This is a genomic window from Pseudomonas sp. FG13 (assembly GCF_057809755.1).
The window spans coordinates 68,595-85,726 of the sequence record NZ_JBMDKO010000014.1; the positions used below are offsets into that span (position 1 = coordinate 68,595).

Sequence of the window (17,132 nt, forward strand, 5' to 3'; positions counted from 1 at the left end):
GGATTCAAGCTTGTAGCGCTTCATCCAACGAAGCTGTGGAAAACCCCGATCAAGCTCGATTCTTGGCCGGGGAAGAGCTCACCGTAAGTTTCTGGAGCGTCCTGGCTGGAGGCCTGAGAGTGAACCTAATCCAGCAACCGATGCAGCTTGGCGTACTGCAACAGCATGATGGTCTTGCCGTCGCAGATTTCTCCGCTCTCGATCATGCCCAGGGCCTGGTCGAGCGGCAGCTCCAGCACCTCGATTTCCTCGCCCTCCTCTTCCAACCCGCCGCCGGCGTGTCGTTTGTCTTCGTCGAAATACTCGCCGACGAAAAAATGCAGCCGCTCCGTCACCGAGCCCGGGCTCATGAAGGCTTCGAAGACCTTGCGCACGTCCTGGATGACGTAGCCGGTTTCTTCCTGGGTTTCCTTGCGGATGCAGGTGTGCGGATCGTCGTTGTCCAACAGGCCGGCACAGGTTTCGATCAACAGGTCATCGTGTCCGTTGACGAAGGCCGGAAAGCGGAATTGCCGGGTCAACACCACGGTCTGCTTGGCCTTGCTGTACAGCAGGATTGTGGCGCCATTGCCGCGGTCATAGGTCTCGCGGGTCAACTCCTGCCATTGGCCGTTGCGACCGAGGTAGTCATAGGTGGTCTTGCGCAGTACGTACCAGTTGTCCGAGAGCACTTCGACGTTCTTGATGCGTACGCGATCGTTGATACCGGTTGCCTGGGTCATTCATCCACTCCATTCGGGACCAGGGTTGCATTTGAAAGCCTGCTTACGCTGGCTTGATGTCGTTCATGACACCGCCGGAACACGCGGCAATGCTCGTTTGTGAGCCGTCTTGCCGTAGGCGCGTTCGATGATGTGTCGCGCCTGAGGCGACACCTCTTCACCCATCAGATACGCATCGATCTCCATGTAACTGCAACCATACGCCACCTCATCCAACCGACCGGGTGCCAAGTCTTCCAGATCGGCGGTCGGCGCCTTTTGCACCAGCGACGCAGGCGCGCCCATGGCATCGGCCAACCACCGCACCTGAGTCTTCGTCAGCCCGGACAACGGCGCCAAGTCGCATGCACCGTCGCCGAATTTAGTGAAGAACCCCATCACCGCCTCCGCGCCATGGTCGGTACCGACCACCAGCCCATTGCTCATATTGGCAATGGCGTATTGTGCCAACATCCGTGCCCGGGCCTTGGCATTGCCTTTGACAAAGTCAGTGTGCTCGGCCGAAGGCTGCAAGCCGTCGATCGCGATATTGGCCATCAGGCCATCCACACACGCGGCAATGTTGCTCGTGGTGATCAGGTCCGGCCGGATGAAGTCCAAGGATGCTTGGGCGTCTGGCTCATCGGCCTGGGTCTTGTAAGGCAGTCGCACGGCGATGAAACGCGCCTCGTAATCCTCGCCTCGCAATTGTTCCACCGCCAACTGGCATAGACGCCCGGCTGTGAGCGAGTCGACGCCGCCGCTGATACCCAGTACCAGGGACGTGCAACCCGACTCACGTAAAACCTGCTTGATAAACCCAACGCGACGGGCAATCTCGAGGTGCTCACCGCCCTGTTTGAGTTGGCGATCGATGCCCAGTTCCCGGGCAATGCGCTCTTGCTGAAGTGAAGTCATATCAGGCTCCCATCTGTGGATTGATCAGGGCGACGTTGAACACTTGGGCGGCATAGCGAAGGAACGAAACATCTTCACAGACGTTCTTGATCGGATCATCGGAGAACTTCACCACCGGCTCGCCATGAACGCGCACCAGTTTCATGACAATGCTCAGCGGCTCGACCCCCTCGACATCGCAGGCCAGGCTGGTGCCCATGCCAAAACCGAACTTGGCCTTGCCGCGGACATGACGCAGGATCGGCAAGCATTTCTCGAAATTGAGACCGTCGGAGAACATCAGGTCCTTGGTCCGTGGATCGACACCCAATTCCCGGTAACGCCCCAGCACTTTGTCAGCCCAGACAATCGGGTCACCTGAATCCTGGCGCAGCCCGTCATAGAGCTTGGCGAAGTACAGGTCGAAATCCTTGAGGAAGAAGTCGGTGCTGATGCAGTCCGTCAGCGCGATACCGAGCCGGCCACGATACTCGCGCACCCAGTTTTCCAAGGCCGCGTTCTGACTCTCGCGCAGGCGCCCGAGTTGCTGATGGACCATCAGCCATTGGTGAGCCATCGTGCCGATCAGTGGGAGATCGAACTCATACGCCAGGTGAGCGTTACTGGTGCCGACAAACACGCCGGGAAAATCACTGCGCATGATATTCACCACTTCACGTTGCGCCCTGAAGGACAGCCGGCGACGGGTGGAAAAGTCGGAAACACGGAACTCGGCAAGTTCTTCACGACTGGCGTTTTTCTCCAGCCACTCGAACTTCTGGTACAGCTTGCGGGTAACGTCGGCCAGTTCGACTTCGGGGTACTTCTCGCGGTTGCGCAGCTCGCTGACCATCGCCAGTACCGGCTGCTCGAACATGATGCAGTGCAACATCGGACCACGAACGCGGATGTGCAGTTGGCCGTCAACCTCCGACACATGGATGTAGCGCAGATTGAAGCGAAACAGACCCAGGAACTGTTCGAAGTCCGGTGTCAGGTATTCGCGGAAACGCTTGTTGAACAAAAACCTTTGCTCCCCCTCGCGCAACTGCAATCCGGCAAGCTTTTCCAGTTCCACACGAATGTCCGGGATCAGGTGACCGAGCCGCTCTTTGGAACGCACGATGAACTGATACTCCACCTCCACGTTCGGGTGCTGGTGCAAAACCGCCTGCATCATGGTGAAGGTGTAGTAATCGGTATCCAGCAGGCTCTGGATGACGCCACTGTTTGAGTCGAATGCGCTGTCCATGTTTGCTCCTTACTCGCTTGCCAGGCGGATGGTTTCTTCGCGGGTCCTGGCAACCCAGACCCCCGCTTGCTGCAGGTCCTGAATGGCTTGCGTGGCGCCCTCCTCACTGATGGCCCGGCAGGCCGGAAGGTGAACGATCACGTTGAAGCCGGCGGCAGCCAGTTGCAGGGCCGTGGTCTTGACGCAGAAATCCAGCGCCAGCCCGCCGACAAGAACCTGCTCCACACCCAGGCCTTTCAGGTACTCGATCACCCCGGTGGACAGCTTGCCGTGCAGGTCGTGGTAACAGGCGCCGTACGGGTGAAAATCCGGCTCGACGCCCTTCCAGACGAAATAGTCGTAGTCGTAGGGAGTCGGCAGTTCGTCCAACAAGGTGAAACCTTCGGTACCGGGGACACAGTGGCTGACCCAAGTGACGTCGGCGTGCTCGAGCCCGGTCGGGGTGAGCATCTGTGAATGCTCGGCGACCACCCATGGCGCCTGAGGCGAATGGGCATCCTTGCTGCCGACACGCAGGCTGGCCAGGGAAGCGATGAAATTCAGCTCGTCGCCAATTTGTTCTCCACCAGGCACTGGCAGCTCATCAGGGCAAAGCGGTGTAAAGCTCTTTTGCGCATCGACATCGAAGGAAGCCGTCTTACGGTTCAGGCTATTCATACTGGTTTCTCCTGTTCACGGAAACGAGAGTACATAACGTGTACTTTAATGACAAGCCACCGTGAAAAGAATTTTTCTTGCCTATCGATTCATGCAAGCCTGAAATAGACATGACTCAGATAAATTTCACCGGACACGTTTTTGATGATACGGTACATGTCGTGTACCTAAAGAGAATAAGCCATGTTCGAACTGGCCCTTTATGGCGGCGCCTTCAATCCCCCTCATGCCGGTCACGCCCAGGTGATGATCCAGGCGTCATTCCAGGCCAGGCGCGTGCTGGTCGCCCCAAGCTTCAGGCATCCCTACGGCAAGCGAATGGTTGACTATGAAATTCGCCTGAAATGGCTGGAGTCGATCGTCGAGCACGTTCAGCCGCTGTGCTGCGCGCCAGTGCATGCAAGCCGGGTCGAGCAGGTCGTCGCGCGTGGTGTCGAAGGCGCCATCTACAGCTACACCCTGCTTGCCCACCTGGCCGACAGCCTGGCCTTGGACGGCAAGCGGATAGCGTTAGTGGTGGGCCAGGACGTCGCGGATCTGTTACCGACCTTCTACCGCGGCCAGGAATTACTGGAGCGCTTTTCCATCCTTTGTGTGGAAGAGAAGATCCATGTGCGCAGCACGCTGGTTCGCGAACGACTGGCTTTAGGCGAACTGCTGCCCAATCACTGGATGGCACCCGGCATGGACCCGGTAAACTACGACCTTTACGCTACCCACGGAAACTGACATGCCGAACCGCACAGCCGCTGCGCGCGATTATCTGCACACCATCGACCTGTGTGTGCTGCGCTTCAACCGGGAAGCCCAGGCCCTTGAAATCCTCCTGAACCGCCGGGAAGCAGAGCCGTTCGCCGGCCATTGGGCGCTGCCAGGGATCGTGGTGAATGGAGGGGTCGAAGATCTCACGCTGAACGACGCCGTGGAGCGCCTGCGCAATTCGAACAAAGTGGGCATGCCGCTGGCCTGGATCGAACAGGTCGGCACCGTCGGCGACGCGTTCCGCGATCCACGCTGCTGGTCATCATCGACGTTCTACCTGGCCATTGTCAGCGATACGCCCCCGCTCGCCGAACACCAGGGATTCTTTGCGCTAAAGGACGTCGCTGACGCCACGATAAAACTCCCTTTCGACCACAACAGCCTGGTGGCTGCCGTGCAGGAGCGGCTGTTCTCCAAAGCGCTCTACAGCAGCCTGCCGCTGATGTTCCTAGGCCCCGAGTTCAGCGCGCCGGAAGCCGTGGGCATTTTTTCCCTGGTACTCGAGCGTCCGGTGCTCAAGACCAGTATGCGCCAGCGTCTGCTGAAGATGACCGAAGCGGGCTACCTGCAGGAAACCGGCCGCAAGAAAAGCGGCGATGGCGGCCGCCCGCAACGCACCGTGGAAAACCTCAAACCGGGCAGCGTCTACCTTTTTGACCGGTGTTTTCTGGAGTGATGCTCAGCCCGGAATCCGGGCGCTCGGCAAGCGCGCATCCGCGTCACTTGATGCCATAAAAATTCCTACGATTGCCCATCATCTTTTCTAGTTCGACAAAACCTGTCCACTCGTCAAATCTTCGCCCAACCCTGGCGGGGACTCATAAAAACAAGACCTGACGAGCGTGCTTCATGGGCATCAGTATGAAATTCGGCCACAAGATCCTTCTCGGCGCCTGTGTCATCTCAGTGGCAGTATTCCTGTCGTTCTCACTGCTCAATGACCATCGACAACAAGCAAGTACCCGCGAAGCGCTGCACAGCAGCTTGCAAACCACTGGCAAGTTGCTCGGCGCCAACCTCGACAATTGGCTGGCTGGCCGGCTCCTGCTGATCGAGGGCGCCGCCGAAACCATTGCCGCCGACCCCACCCCGGCTACCATCAGCAAGATGCTCTCTCAAGACATCATCACCAAGACCTTTATCGCCAGCTATGTCGGGCTCCAAGATAGTCGTTTCTTCATTTATCCCGAGCGGGTGATGCCCGATGGCTACGATGTCCGTCAGCGCCAGTGGTACAAGGAGGCGGCAGCCTCCCTCAGCCCCGTCCTGACCGAACCCTACATTGGAGCCGGCATCGATTATCTGATCATGACCGAGGCGGTGCCGATCAAGATCAACGGCAAGGCAGCCGGCGTATTCGGGGCGAGTCTGAGCCTGGAAAAGCTCGCCAGCATCGTCAACTCCGTTGATCTCAACGGCATCGGCTATGCCTTCCTGGTCAGTGACGACGGCAAGATCCTGGTGCATCCGGACAGTGCCTTGGTCACCAAGACTCTGGCCCAAGCGTTCCCCGAAGGTGCTCCGGGTATCAATGACAACCTGAATGAAGTACAGGAAAACGGCAGCACCCGGATCGTTACATTCACGCCGATCAACGGCCTGCCGTCATTGCACTGGTCCATCGGACTGTCGGTGGACAAGGACAAGGCCTACGCCGCGCTCCATGAGTTTCGCACCTCGGCCCTGATCGCAACGCTGATTGCGATACTGATCACCGTTGTCTTGCTCGGTCTATTGATCAATGCCCTGATGCGGCCTTTACGCAATATGGGCTTGGCCATGCAATCCATTGCCGATGGCGAAGGCGATCTGACCCAACGCCTGCAGAGCCTGTCCCAGGACGAGTTTGGCGTGATGGCTGGCGGGTTCAACCGCTTCGTCGAACGCATTCAGCACTCGATACGCGAAGTCCTGACGTCCAGTAGCCAACTCACCCAACTGGCCGCGCAGGTCAGCCAGGCATCGCACTCGTCCCTGAAAAGCTCCGACACCCAGGCGGCGTTGACCCACAACATCGCCACAGCCATCAACGAGCTGGGCGCCGCCGCCCAGGAGATCGCCCGTAGCGCCGCACATGCGTCAAATCGCGCCTCGGATACCAAGAACCAGACCCAGGAAGGCCAACAGGTAGTGGAGCGCAGCATCAGCGCCATGGCACAGCTCTCATCACAAGTGCTCAATACCCGTCAGGACATCGAAAGCCTGAATGAAAAAACCTTGAAAATAGGCCGGATCCTCGACGTGATCAAGGGTATTTCCGACCAGACCAACCTGCTGGCCCTCAACGCCGCCATCGAGGCCGCCCGTGCCGGAGACGCCGGACGTGGCTTTGCGGTGGTCTCGGACGAGGTGCGCACCCTCGCCCATCGCACTCAACAATCGGCGCAGGAAATTCACAATATGATCGAGGAGTTGCAAGCCGGCGCCGGCAGCGCCGTCAATGCCATGCTGGAAAGCCAGCGCCACAGCGACACCAACGTCAGCACCGCCAGGCTTGCCGGTGAACGACTCAATCAGGTACTGCAGGGCATTGGCGAGATCGACGAAATCAACCTATCCATGGCCACCGCTACCGAAGAACAAACCTCAGTGGTGGACAATCTGGATCGGGACATCAGCCACATCAATGACCTGAACCAGAAGACTGTCGGCAATCTGCAATCCACTTTGCAGGCGTGCAATGAACTGGAAAAACAGTCGATCCGCCTGCAGCAAATGGTCAACACCTTCAAGATCTGAAGGTGATCCAGGACCCGTTCGGCAGACGTCCCTCACTCCACCGTCACAGACTTCGCCAGATTCCGCGGCTGATCGACATCCGTCCCCTTGAGCACGGCCACGTAGTACGACAGCAACTGCAGCGGGATGGTATAGAGGATCGGCGCCAGGGCGTCGTGGATGTGCGGCATATGCACCACGTGATTCCCTTCGCCATTGGTCATGCCGGCCTTTTCGTCAGCAAAGACGATCAGTTGGCCGCCACGGGCACGCACTTCCTGAAGGTTGGACTTGAGCTTTTCCAACAGCTCGTTGTTCGGGGCCACGGTGACCACCGGCATGTCGTTGTCCACCAGAGCCAGCGGGCCATGCTTGAGCTCACCGGCCGGGTAGGCTTCGGCGTGGATATAGGAGATTTCCTTGAGTTTCAGGGCGCCTTCCATCGCTACCGGGAATTGCGCACCACGGCCCAGGAACAGGGTGTGGTTCTTCTCGGCGAACAGTTCGGCGATTTTTTCCACAGTGTTGTCCATCGCCAGGGCTTCACCCAGACGGGCCGGCAGGCGGCGCAGTTCTTCCACCAGTGTTGCCTCTACACCCTCGGCCAAGGTCCCGCGCACCTGGCCCAACGACAAGGTCAACAGCAGAAGACCGACCAACTGGGTGGTAAAGGCCTTGGTCGACGCCACGCCGATCTCGCGGCCAGCCTGCGTCAGCAAGGTCAGGTCGGATTCGCGCACCAACGAGCTGATGCCGACGTTGCAGATCGCCAGGCTGGCGAGGAAACCCAAGGCCTTGGCATTGCGCAGGGCCGCTAGGGTATCGGCGGTTTCACCGGACTGGGAAATGGTGACGAACAGCGTGTCCGGTTGCACCACCACCTTGCGATAACGGAACTCACTGGCAACTTCCACCTGGCACGGAATACCGGCCAATTCCTCCAGCCAGTAACGAGCGACCATGCCGGCGTGATAGCTGGTGCCGCAGGCGACGATCTGCACATTGCGAACCTTGGCGAACAATTCGGCTGCCTGTGGGCCAAAGGCTTGGACCAATACCTGGCTCTGGCTCATGCGCCCTTCCAGGGTACGTTGCACCACAGCCGGTTGCTCGTGGATTTCCTTGAGCATGAAGTGGCGGAACTCGCCCTTGTCGGCGGCTTCGGCACCGTCGCGGTACTGCACGATTTCGCGCTCTACCACTTGGCCATCGAGATCCCAGATCTGCACGCTGTCGCGGCGAATTTCAGCGATATCGCCCTCTTCCAGATACATGAAACGGTCAGTGACCTGACGCAGTGCCAACTGGTCAGACGCCAGGAAGTTTTCCCCCAGGCCCAGGCCAATCACCAGCGGGCTGCCACTGCGGGCCGCCACCAGACGATCCGGCTGTTTCGCACTGATGACTGCCAGGCCATAGGCGCCGTGAAGCTCCTTGACGGTGGCCTTTAGGGCCACGGTCAGGTCCGTCAGTTCCTTGAGCTTGTGATTGAGCAGATGGGCGATGACTTCAGTGTCAGTGTCCGAGGTGAAGACGTAGCCCTGGGCCCTGAGCTGTTCACGCAAGGCTTCGTGGTTCTCGATGATGCCGTTGTGCACCACTGCCAGGTCGCCGGAGAAATGCGGATGGGCATTGCGCTCGCACGGCGCACCGTGGGTGGCCCAACGGGTGTGGGCAATGCCCAGGCGACCGATCAGCGGCTCGGCTTCCAGCGCCTGCTCCAGCTCACTGACCTTGCCCGGCCGACGCATGCGCTCAAGTTGCCCATCGTTGGTGAGCACTGCCACACCCGCACTGTCATAGCCACGGTATTCCAGACGCTTGAGGCCTTCGAGCAGGATGGCTGTGATGTTGCGTTCAGCAACGGCGCCGACAATTCCACACATGTTATTTCTCCTGGCTGACAGACGCGCAGATCACCTGGATGCCGCGCGCCTGAATCTGATCGCGAGCCTCTACGGGCAGGCGATCATCGGTAATGAGGGTATGGACGCTGCTCCACGGCAGTTCCAGGTTGGGGATCTTGCGACCGATTTTATCGGCCTCCACCATCACGATTACCTCACGGGCCACCTCAGCCATGACCCGGCTTAGCCCCAGTAACTCGTTGAAGGTGGTGGTACCACGAATCAGGTCGATGCCGTCGGCACCGATGAACAGCTGGTCGAAGTCATAGGAACGCAGGACCTGTTCCGCCACCTGGCCCTGGAAGGATTCGGAATGAGGATCCCAGGTGCCGCCAGTCATCAACAGTACCGGTTCGTGTTCCAGTTCGTTCAAGGCACTGGCGACGTGCAGAGAGTTGGTCATGACCACCAACCCCGGTTGCAGGCCGAGTTCGGGGATCATGGCGGCAGTGGTGCTGCCGCTGTCGATGATGATGCGCGCGTGTTCGCGAATCCGCTTCACCGCCGCCCGGGCGATGGCTTGCTTGTACTTGGACACGGTCTGGGCGTTATCGGCCACCAACTCCTGCGGCATCGGGACCGCGCCACCGTAACGACGCAAGAGCAGCCCATTGGTCTCCAGGGCGGCAAGATCCTTGCGAATCGTAACTTCCGAGGTTTCGAAGCGCTTGGCCAGCTCGTCCACACTGACTTCACCCTGCTCTTGGAGCAAGGCAAGGATGTTGTGGCGGCGTTGGGGGGTGTTGCGCTTTGACATGGCAGTTTAAGTTTCGATTCGAAAGATAACGTAAGCAATCAAAACCTATTGTGCGGCGATCGTCAAGGCGAAGGGAGAAAAATTCAGAAAAGAGGGAGATCCTGTGGGAGCGAGCCTGCTCGCGATTGCGTTGTGTCAGTCGATGACTACTTGGCTGATATACCCCTATCGCGAGCAGGCTCGCTCCCACAGGGTGGACTGTGGATAACTTTAAGGTTTCTTGATTTTTTCCGGACGCTTCCAGCCGTCGATATTCTTCTGGCGTGCACGCCCCACAGCCAGCTGTCGGTTATCCACATTCTGGGTAATGGTCGAACCGGCCGCTGTGGTCGCACCGCTGGAGATATCCACAGGCGCTACCAAGGAGTTGTTGGAACCGATGAATACGTCCTCCCCCAGTACCGTCTTCCACTTGTTCGCGCCGTCATAGTTACAGGTGATGGTGCCGGCGCCAATATTGGTGCGGGCGCCGACTTCAGCGTCACCCAGATAGGTCAGGTGACCGGCCTTGGCGCCTTCACCCAGGTGGGCGTTCTTCAGCTCGACAAAGTTACCCACATGGGCATGGGCCTCCAGCACGGAGCCAGGACGCAAACGGGCAAATGGGCCGGCATCGCTACCTTCTCCCATCACCGCTCCGTCCAAGTGACTGTTGGCCTTGATCACCACGCCTTTGCGCAAGGTGCTGTCCTTGATCACGCAGTTCGGACCGATAACCACGTCGTCTTCGATGACGACCTTGCCCTCAAGGATGACGTTGATGTCGATGACCACGTCGCGGCCCACGCTGACCTCACCTCGAACATCGAAACGGGCCGGGTCACGCAGGGTTACGCCCTGGGCCATCAAGCGGCGAGCGGCGCGCAGCTGATAGTGGCGTTCCAGCTCGGCCAGTTGCCGACGATCATTGGCACCCTGCACTTCCATTGCGTCCAAGGGTTGCTCAGTAGCAACCACCAGGCCGTCAGTCACTGCCATGGCGATCACGTCGGTCAGGTAGTACTCGCCTTGGGCGTTGTTGTTCGACAGGCGACTCATCCAGTCACCCAGGCGCCCGGCCGGCAGCGCCAGGATCCCGGTGTTGCCCTCGGTGATGGCGCGTTGGGCTTCGTTGGCATCCTTCTGCTCGACGATGGCGGTAACCTGGCCGTCGGCGTCACGCACGATGCGACCGTAGCCGGTAGGGTCATCCAGCTCGACGGTCAACAGGCCCAGTTGTTGCGGGCCAACATGCTTGAGCAGGCGCTGCAAGGTGTCGATTTCGATCAGCGGCACATCACCGTAAAGAACCAGCACCGTGTCAGCGGTAATGAACGGCACCGCCTGGGCCACCGCGTGGCCCGTCCCGAGTTGTTTATCCTGCAGGACAAAATTCAGGTCATCGGCCGCCAGCCGTTCACGCACGGCATCGGCACCGTGGCCGATCACCACATGAATACGCTGTGGATCGAGTTGGCGAGCGCTGTGGATAACATGACCGAGCATGGAGTTGCCAGCGATCGGATGCAGTACCTTGGGCAGCGCCGAACGCATGCGAGTGCCTTGGCCGGCCGCGAGGATAACGATTTCGAGAGACATGACGGGTACCAATCCTGGGTGGTCAACGACTGCGAACAGATGATGAGTGTCGCGAAAAGAAAAAAGGGTAGCCGAGGCTACCCTTTTTAATCAATCACACAAAAAGCAGACGGCTTAGCCGCCGAACTTCTTGCGGATCTGCTGGACGGTGCGCAGCTGGGCTGCGGCCTCGGCCAGACGTGCAGCAGCAGAACCGTAGTCGAAGTCTGCGCCTTTTTCGTGCAGAGCCTTCTCGGCAGCCTTGACGGCTTCCTGAGCGGAGGCTTCGTCCAGGTCGGCAGCACGTTGCACGGTGTCGGCAAGGACCTTGACCATGTTCGGCTGAACCTCGAGGAAACCACCAGAGATGTAGAACACCTCCTTTTCCCCGCCCTGCTTGGTCAGACTAATCGGACCTGGCTTCAAGCTGGTGATCAGCGGTGCGTGCCCCAGAGCGATACCAAGATCCCCCAGTTCACCATGCGCAACCACAAACTCGACCAGACCGGAGAAAATTTCCCCTTCCGCACTGACGATATCGCAATGGACTGTCATAGCCATCTGATTGCCTCAACCTAAATTAGCGCCCGTTTCCGGGCGCCGGGATTACAGTTTCTTGGCTTTCTCGATCGCTTCTTCGATGCCGCCGACCATGTAGAACGCTTGTTCTGGCAGGTGGTCGTAGTCACCGTTGAGGATGCCTTTGAAGCCAGCAATGGTGTCTTTCAGGGAAACGTATTTACCCGAGGCACCGGTGAAGACTTCAGCCACGAAGAACGGCTGCGACAAGAAACGCTGGATCTTACGAGCACGGTTTACCAACTGCTTGTCGGCTTCCGACAGCTCGTCCATACCCAGGATCGCGATGATGTCCTTCAGTTCTTTGTAACGCTGCAGCACGTACTGAACGCCGCGAGCGGTTTCGTAGTGGTCGTTGCCGATCACGTTCGGGTCCAGCTGGCGAGAAGTCGAGTCCAGTGGGTCTACCGCTGGGTAGATACCCAGGGAAGCGATGTCACGGGACAGAACGACGGTGGCGTCCAAGTGGGCGAAGGTGGTCGCTGGCGACGGGTCGGTCAAGTCGTCCGCTGGTACGTATACCGCCTGGATCGAGGTGATCGAGCCTTGCTTGGTCGAAGTGATGCGCTCTTGCAGCACGCCCATCTCTTCAGCCAGGGTCGGCTGGTAACCTACTGCCGAAGGCATACGGCCCAGCAGTGCGGATACTTCGGTACCGGCCAGGGTGTAACGGTAGATGTTGTCGACGAACAGCAGAACGTCGTTACCTTCGTCACGGAACTTCTCGGCCATGGTCAGGCCGGTCAGGGCTACGCGCAGACGGTTTCCCGGCGGCTCGTTCATCTGGCCATAGACCAGTGCCACTTTGTCCAGAACGTTGGAGTCCTTCATCTCGTGGTAGAAGTCGTTACCCTCACGAGTACGCTCACCCACACCAGCGAACACGGAATAACCGCTGTGCTCGATGGCGATGTTACGGATCAGTTCCATCATGTTTACGGTCTTGCCTACACCGGCACCACCGAACAGACCGACTTTACCGCCCTTGGCGAACGGGCAAACCAGGTCGATAACCTTGATGCCGGTTTCCAGCAGCTCGTTGCCACCCGCTTGTTCAGCGAAGGTTGGCGCAGGACGGTGAATGCCCCAGCGCTCTTCGGTGTCAATCGGACCAGCTTCGTCGATCGGGTTGCCCAGTACGTCCATGATCCGGCCCAGCGTCGCTTTACCGACCGGTACGGAAATGGCTGCGCCAGTGTTGTTGACGTCCAGACCGCGCTTCAAGCCTTCGGTGGAGCCCATCGCAATGGTACGAACCACGCCGTCGCCCAGCTGCTGCTGAACTTCGAGGGTGGTTTCGGCGCCTTGAACCTTCAAGGCGTCGTAGATGCTCGGTACGTTGTCGCGTGGGAATTCCACGTCGATAACGGCGCCGATGATTTGAACGATACGTCCGCTACTCATAGCTGGATCCTCTGAATATTTGAACCGTTAAACCGCGGCAGCGCCGCCGACGATTTCCGAGATCTCTTGGGTGATCGCAGCCTGACGCGCCTTGTTGTAGATCAGCTGCAAATCGCTGATCAAATCACCGGCGTTGTCGGTAGCGTTCTTCATCGCGATCATCCGCGCGGCTTGTTCAGCTGCGTTGTTCTCGACCACCGCCTGGTACACCTGCGACTCCACGTAGCGGACCATCAAGCCGTCGAGCAGCTCCTTGGCATCCGGTTCGTAGAGGTAGTCCCAGTGGTGCTTGAGTTCCTGTTCCGGGGTCGCAACCAATGGAATCAACTGCTCCACGGTCGGCTGTTGCGTCATGGTGTTGATGAACTTGTTGGATACCACGGACAGGCGGTCGATCCGGCCTTCCAGGTAAGCATCCAGCATCACCTTGACGCTGCCGATCAGGTCATTGATCGACGGTTCTTCACCCAGGTGGCTGATAGCGGCGACGACGTTACCGCCGAAGTTGCGGAAGAAAGCCGCACCCTTGCTACCTACCACGCACAGATCGATCTCGACGCCTTGTTCGCGGTTTACCGCCATGTCCTTGACCAGGGCCTTGAACAGGTTGGTGTTCAAGCCACCGCACAGACCACGGTCACTGCTCACCACAACGTAACCGACGCGCTTGACAGCGCGGTCGATCATGAATGGGTGGCGATATTCCGGGTTGGCGTTGGCCAGATGACCAATCACCTGGCGGATGCGCTCCGCATAAGGACGGCTAGCAGCCATGCGCATTTGTGCCTTGCGCATTTTGCTGACCGCCACTTTTTCCATGGCGCTGGTAATCTTTTGCGTGCTTTTGATGCTCGCAATCTTACTGCGAATCTCTTTTGCGCCTGCCATGTAACACCTATCAGGTTAGCAAGCGGGAGCCTTGCGGCTCCCGCTGCGGCTTACCAGGTTTGGGTGGCCTTGAACTTCTCGATACCGGCTTTGAGGCCAGCGTCGATTTCGTCATTGAAGTCACCCTTCACGTTGATCTTGGCCATCAAATCGGCGTGATCGCGGTTGAAGAAAGCAATCAGCGCTTGTTCGAAGCTGCCGATCTTGGCGATTTCAATGTCAGTCAGGAACCCACGCTCAGCGGCATACAGCGACAGCGCCATGTCAGCGATCGACATCGGTGCGTATTGCTTCTGCTTCATCAGCTCGGTAACGCGCTGACCATGCTCAAGTTGCTTACGGGTCGCTTCGTCCAGGTCAGATGCGAACTGGGCGAATGCCGCCAGTTCACGGTACTGAGCCAGAGCGGTACGGATACCACCGGACAGCTTCTTGATGATCTTGGTCTGAGCGGCACCACCTACACGGGATACCGAAACACCGGCGTTCACAGCAGGACGGATGCCCGAGTTGAACATGGCCGATTCCAGGAAGATCTGACCGTCGGTGATGGAGATCACGTTGGTCGGAACGAACGCGGAAACGTCGCCAGCCTGGGTTTCGATGATCGGCAGAGCGGTCAGGGAACCGGTCTTGCCAGTCACGGCGCCGTTGGTGAACTTCTCGACGTACTCTTCCGAAACGCGGGATGCACGCTCCAGCAGACGGGAGTGGAGATAGAACACGTCGCCTGGGTAGGCTTCACGGCCTGGTGGACGGCGCAGCAGCAGGGAAATCTGGCGGTAAGCCACTGCTTGCTTGGACAGATCGTCATAGACGATCAGCGCGTCTTCACCGCGGTCGCGGAAGTATTCGCCCATGGTGCAACCGGAGTACGGTGCCAGGAACTGCAGTGCGGCCGATTCGGAAGCACTGGCAGCAACGATGATGGTGTTAGCCAATGCACCGTTCTCTTCCAGCTTGCGAACCACGTTGGCGATGGTCGATTGCTTCTGACCGATTGCCACGTATACGCAGAAGATGCCGCTGTTTTTCTGGTTGATGATCGCGTCGATCGCCAGAGCGGTCTTACCGATCTGACGGTCACCGATGATCAGCTCACGCTGGCCACGGCCGACAGGGATCATGGCATCGACAGCCTTGTAGCCAGTCTGTACAGGCTGGTCTACCGACTTACGCCAGATCACGCCTGGAGCAACTTTCTCGACCGCGTCGGTCTCGGTGTTGTTCAGCGGACCTTTGCCGTCAACAGGGTTACCCAGTGCGTCGACTACGCGACCCAGCAGTTCCTTACCAACCGGAACTTCGAGGATGCGGCCGGTGCACTTGGCGCTCATGCCTTCAGCCAGAGTCGTGTATGCGCCCAGTACAACGGCACCTACGGAGTCCTGCTCCAGGTTGAGGGCCATACCGTAGACGCCGCCCGGAAACTCGATCATCTCGCCGTACATGACGTCGGCCAGACCGTGAATCCGCACGATACCGTCAGATACGCTGACGACAGTGCCTTCGTTACGGGCTTGGGAGGTCACATCGAGCTTTTCGATGCGGCCCTTGATAATTTCACTTATTTCGGAAGGATTGAGTTGCTGCATTGCTCTGCTGCCCCTTCAAACTCAAGATTTCAATGCTTCGGCAAGTTTCGCGATTTTGCCGCGAATCGAGCCATCGATAACCAGGTCGCCGGCGCGGATTACAACGCCCCCTATAAGGGACTTGTCTTCCTCGACTTGCAGGCGCACTTCCCGGTTGAGTCGTGCACTGAGAACCTTGGCGAGTTTGTCTTGCTGTTCTTGGTTCAATGCAAAAGCACTGGTGACTTCCACGTCTACCGATTTCTCCTGCTCGGCCTTGTACAGGTCGAACAGGGCGGCGATCTCCGGCAGAAGCGGGAGACGGTCGTTTTCAGCAACGACATGGATGAAATTCTGTGCCTTGGCATCGAACTTGTCGCCGCACACGTCAATGAACGTGGCGGCCTTTTCTGCGCTCGTCAGTCGCGGGGCCTTGAGCACGCGCTGCATGGTGTCGTCTTGCGACACCGCTGCTGCCAGGCCGAGCATGGCTGACCAATTGGCCAGTTGCTGGTGGGCCTGAGCGTGCTCGAAGGCCGCCTTAGCGTAAGGTCGGGCCAACGTGGTCAGTTCTGCCATGATCGCCCTCGCTTAGATTTCAGCAGCCAGTTGGTTAACCAGCTCTGCGTGCGCGTTTTGATCGATTGTGGCACCCAGGATCTTCGAAGCACCGCCAACGGCCAGGCTACCCACTTGGGCACGCAGCGCGTCTTTGACACTGTTCAGTTCCTGTTCGATCTCGGCTTGAGCCTGAGCCTTCACACGGTCAGCTTCGACACGAGCCTGTTCACGGGCTTCGTCGACAATCTGGGTACCGCGTTTCTTGGCTTGCTCGATGATTTCAGCTGCCTGAGCTTTCGCTTCGCGCAGTTGCTGACCCACTTTCTCATGGGCCAACTCCAGGTCGCGAGCTGCTCGGCTGGCAGCGTCCAGCCCATCAGCGATCTTCTTTTGACGTTCGTGCAGTGCCGCAATGACCGGAGGCCATACGAACTTCATGCAGAACAGTACAAAAATCAGGAACGCAACGGACTGGCCAATCAGGGTCGCATTAATGTTCACGCCAACACCTCGCAGTTACGTTGTCCATCACACCAAACTACTCGAGACATCCGAGTAATTAGCCAGCGATCTGACCAACGAACGGGTTCGCAAAGGTGAAGAACAGAGCGATACCAACACCGATCATGGTTACGGCGTCGAGCAGACCGGCAACGATGAACATTTTGACTTGCAGCATTGGAACCATTTCTGGCTGACGCGCAGCGCCTTCCAGGAACTTGCCGCCCAACAGGCCGAAACCAATTGCGGTACCCAGTGCGCCCAGGCCGATCAACAGTGCAACAGCGATAGCGGTTAGACCAACTACAGTTTCCATCTTTCCTCCCGACTTTTACGTCGTATGGTTTAGGTTTTTTTAATTTAAAGCGGTAAAACAAATCGTTTCATCGTGGCCTGTTCGGGCCCCTCCCCGTTTGA

Annotated in this window: 17 protein-coding genes and 1 pseudogene; 4 read left to right on the plus strand and 14 right to left on the minus strand. The window is 58.4% G+C overall.

Features of this window, described 5'->3' with window-relative positions:
* Positions 1-125 precede the first annotated feature (125 nt).
* From nudK to ACODTO_RS13955, 4 genes are all read right to left on the minus strand, one after another.
* Positions 126-722 carry a GDP-mannose pyrophosphatase NudK gene (nudK, locus tag ACODTO_RS13940; protein WP_139641384.1) on the minus strand — a complete coding sequence of 199 codons (597 nt, stop codon included), beginning with the start codon at positions 720-722 and terminating at the stop codon, positions 126-128.
* A 63-nt stretch (positions 723-785) separates the two neighbouring features.
* On the minus strand, positions 786-1,619 hold the full coding sequence (nadE, locus tag ACODTO_RS13945; protein WP_489106592.1) for an NAD(+) synthase: 834 nt from the start codon (positions 1,617-1,619) through the stop codon (positions 786-788).
* Position 1,620: 1 nt separating this feature from the next.
* On the minus strand, positions 1,621-2,850 hold the full coding sequence (pncB, locus tag ACODTO_RS13950; RefSeq protein ID WP_139641389.1) for a nicotinate phosphoribosyltransferase: 1,230 nt from the start codon (positions 2,848-2,850) through the stop codon (positions 1,621-1,623).
* A gap of 9 nt (positions 2,851-2,859) precedes the next feature.
* Positions 2,860-3,507 carry a nicotinamidase gene (locus ACODTO_RS13955; RefSeq protein ID WP_464710019.1) on the minus strand — a complete coding sequence of 216 codons (648 nt, stop codon included), beginning with the start codon at positions 3,505-3,507 and terminating at the stop codon, positions 2,860-2,862.
* 183 nt (positions 3,508-3,690) lie between these two features.
* Here ACODTO_RS13955 and ACODTO_RS13960 point away from each other — a divergent pair, with 183 nt between their 5' ends.
* The 4 genes and pseudogenes from ACODTO_RS13960 to ACODTO_RS13975 all read left to right on the plus strand — a co-directional run bounded on the left by ACODTO_RS13960 (position 3,691) and on the right by ACODTO_RS13975 (position 7,008).
* A complete protein-coding gene (locus ACODTO_RS13960) occupies positions 3,691-4,236 on the plus strand; it encodes an adenylyltransferase/cytidyltransferase family protein (RefSeq protein WP_489106593.1) in 546 nt (181 codons plus the stop codon).
* 1 nt (position 4,237) lies between these two features.
* Positions 4,238-4,945 (plus strand): NUDIX hydrolase, encoded by a 708-nt coding sequence (locus tag ACODTO_RS13965; RefSeq protein WP_489106594.1) that lies wholly within the window; start codon positions 4,238-4,240, stop codon positions 4,943-4,945.
* A 185-nt stretch (positions 4,946-5,130) separates the two neighbouring features.
* Positions 5,131-6,150 (plus strand): annotated as a pseudogene (locus tag ACODTO_RS13970) (HAMP domain-containing protein); the annotation flags it as partial.
* Positions 6,124-7,008, plus strand: coding sequence for a methyl-accepting chemotaxis protein (locus tag ACODTO_RS13975; protein ID WP_434007059.1), 885 nt, complete (start codon positions 6,124-6,126; stop codon positions 7,006-7,008). The pseudogene ACODTO_RS13970 and the gene ACODTO_RS13975, both read left to right, overlap by 27 nt.
* Positions 7,009-7,040: 32 nt before the next feature.
* On the opposite strand, the gene glmS is transcribed toward ACODTO_RS13975, so the two are convergent.
* The 10 genes from glmS to atpE all read right to left on the minus strand — a co-directional run bounded on the left by glmS (position 7,041) and on the right by atpE (position 17,031).
* The gene (gene glmS / locus ACODTO_RS13980) at positions 7,041-8,873 is read right to left on the minus strand and encodes a glutamine--fructose-6-phosphate transaminase (isomerizing) (RefSeq protein WP_489106595.1); all 1,833 of its coding nucleotides are present in this window, start codon (positions 8,871-8,873) and stop codon (positions 7,041-7,043) included.
* 1 nt (position 8,874) lies between these two features.
* A complete protein-coding gene (locus ACODTO_RS13985) occupies positions 8,875-9,651 on the minus strand; it encodes a DeoR/GlpR family DNA-binding transcription regulator (protein ID WP_139641399.1) in 777 nt (258 codons plus the stop codon).
* Between the two features lie 210 nt (positions 9,652-9,861).
* A complete protein-coding gene (gene glmU / locus ACODTO_RS13990) occupies positions 9,862-11,229 on the minus strand; it encodes a bifunctional UDP-N-acetylglucosamine diphosphorylase/glucosamine-1-phosphate N-acetyltransferase GlmU (protein ID WP_489106596.1) in 1,368 nt (455 codons plus the stop codon).
* A 114-nt stretch (positions 11,230-11,343) separates the two neighbouring features.
* A complete protein-coding gene (locus ACODTO_RS13995; protein ID WP_024777790.1) occupies positions 11,344-11,769 on the minus strand; it encodes a F0F1 ATP synthase subunit epsilon in 426 nt (141 codons plus the stop codon).
* A 45-nt stretch (positions 11,770-11,814) separates the two neighbouring features.
* Entirely contained in the window at positions 11,815-13,191 is a 1,377-nt protein-coding gene (gene atpD, locus ACODTO_RS14000) for a F0F1 ATP synthase subunit beta (RefSeq protein WP_024777789.1), read from the minus strand.
* 27 nt (positions 13,192-13,218) lie between these two features.
* A complete protein-coding gene (gene atpG / locus ACODTO_RS14005) occupies positions 13,219-14,079 on the minus strand; it encodes a F0F1 ATP synthase subunit gamma (RefSeq protein WP_030139034.1) in 861 nt (286 codons plus the stop codon).
* A 50-nt stretch (positions 14,080-14,129) separates the two neighbouring features.
* Positions 14,130-15,674 carry a F0F1 ATP synthase subunit alpha gene (atpA, locus tag ACODTO_RS14010; protein WP_024777788.1) on the minus strand — a complete coding sequence of 515 codons (1,545 nt, stop codon included), beginning with the start codon at positions 15,672-15,674 and terminating at the stop codon, positions 14,130-14,132.
* A gap of 21 nt (positions 15,675-15,695) precedes the next feature.
* Positions 15,696-16,232, minus strand: coding sequence for a F0F1 ATP synthase subunit delta (locus ACODTO_RS14015; RefSeq protein ID WP_003187192.1), 537 nt, complete (start codon positions 16,230-16,232; stop codon positions 15,696-15,698).
* Positions 16,233-16,244: 12 nt separating this feature from the next.
* Complete coding sequence (locus ACODTO_RS14020) at positions 16,245-16,715, minus strand: F0F1 ATP synthase subunit B (protein ID WP_030139033.1); 471 nt, start codon at positions 16,713-16,715, stop codon at positions 16,245-16,247.
* 58 nt (positions 16,716-16,773) lie between these two features.
* Positions 16,774-17,031: a F0F1 ATP synthase subunit C gene (gene atpE / locus ACODTO_RS14025; protein ID WP_003097235.1), complete on the minus strand. Its 258-nt coding sequence runs from the start codon at positions 17,029-17,031 to the stop codon at positions 16,774-16,776.
* Between the last annotated feature and the right edge of the window lie 101 nt (positions 17,032-17,132).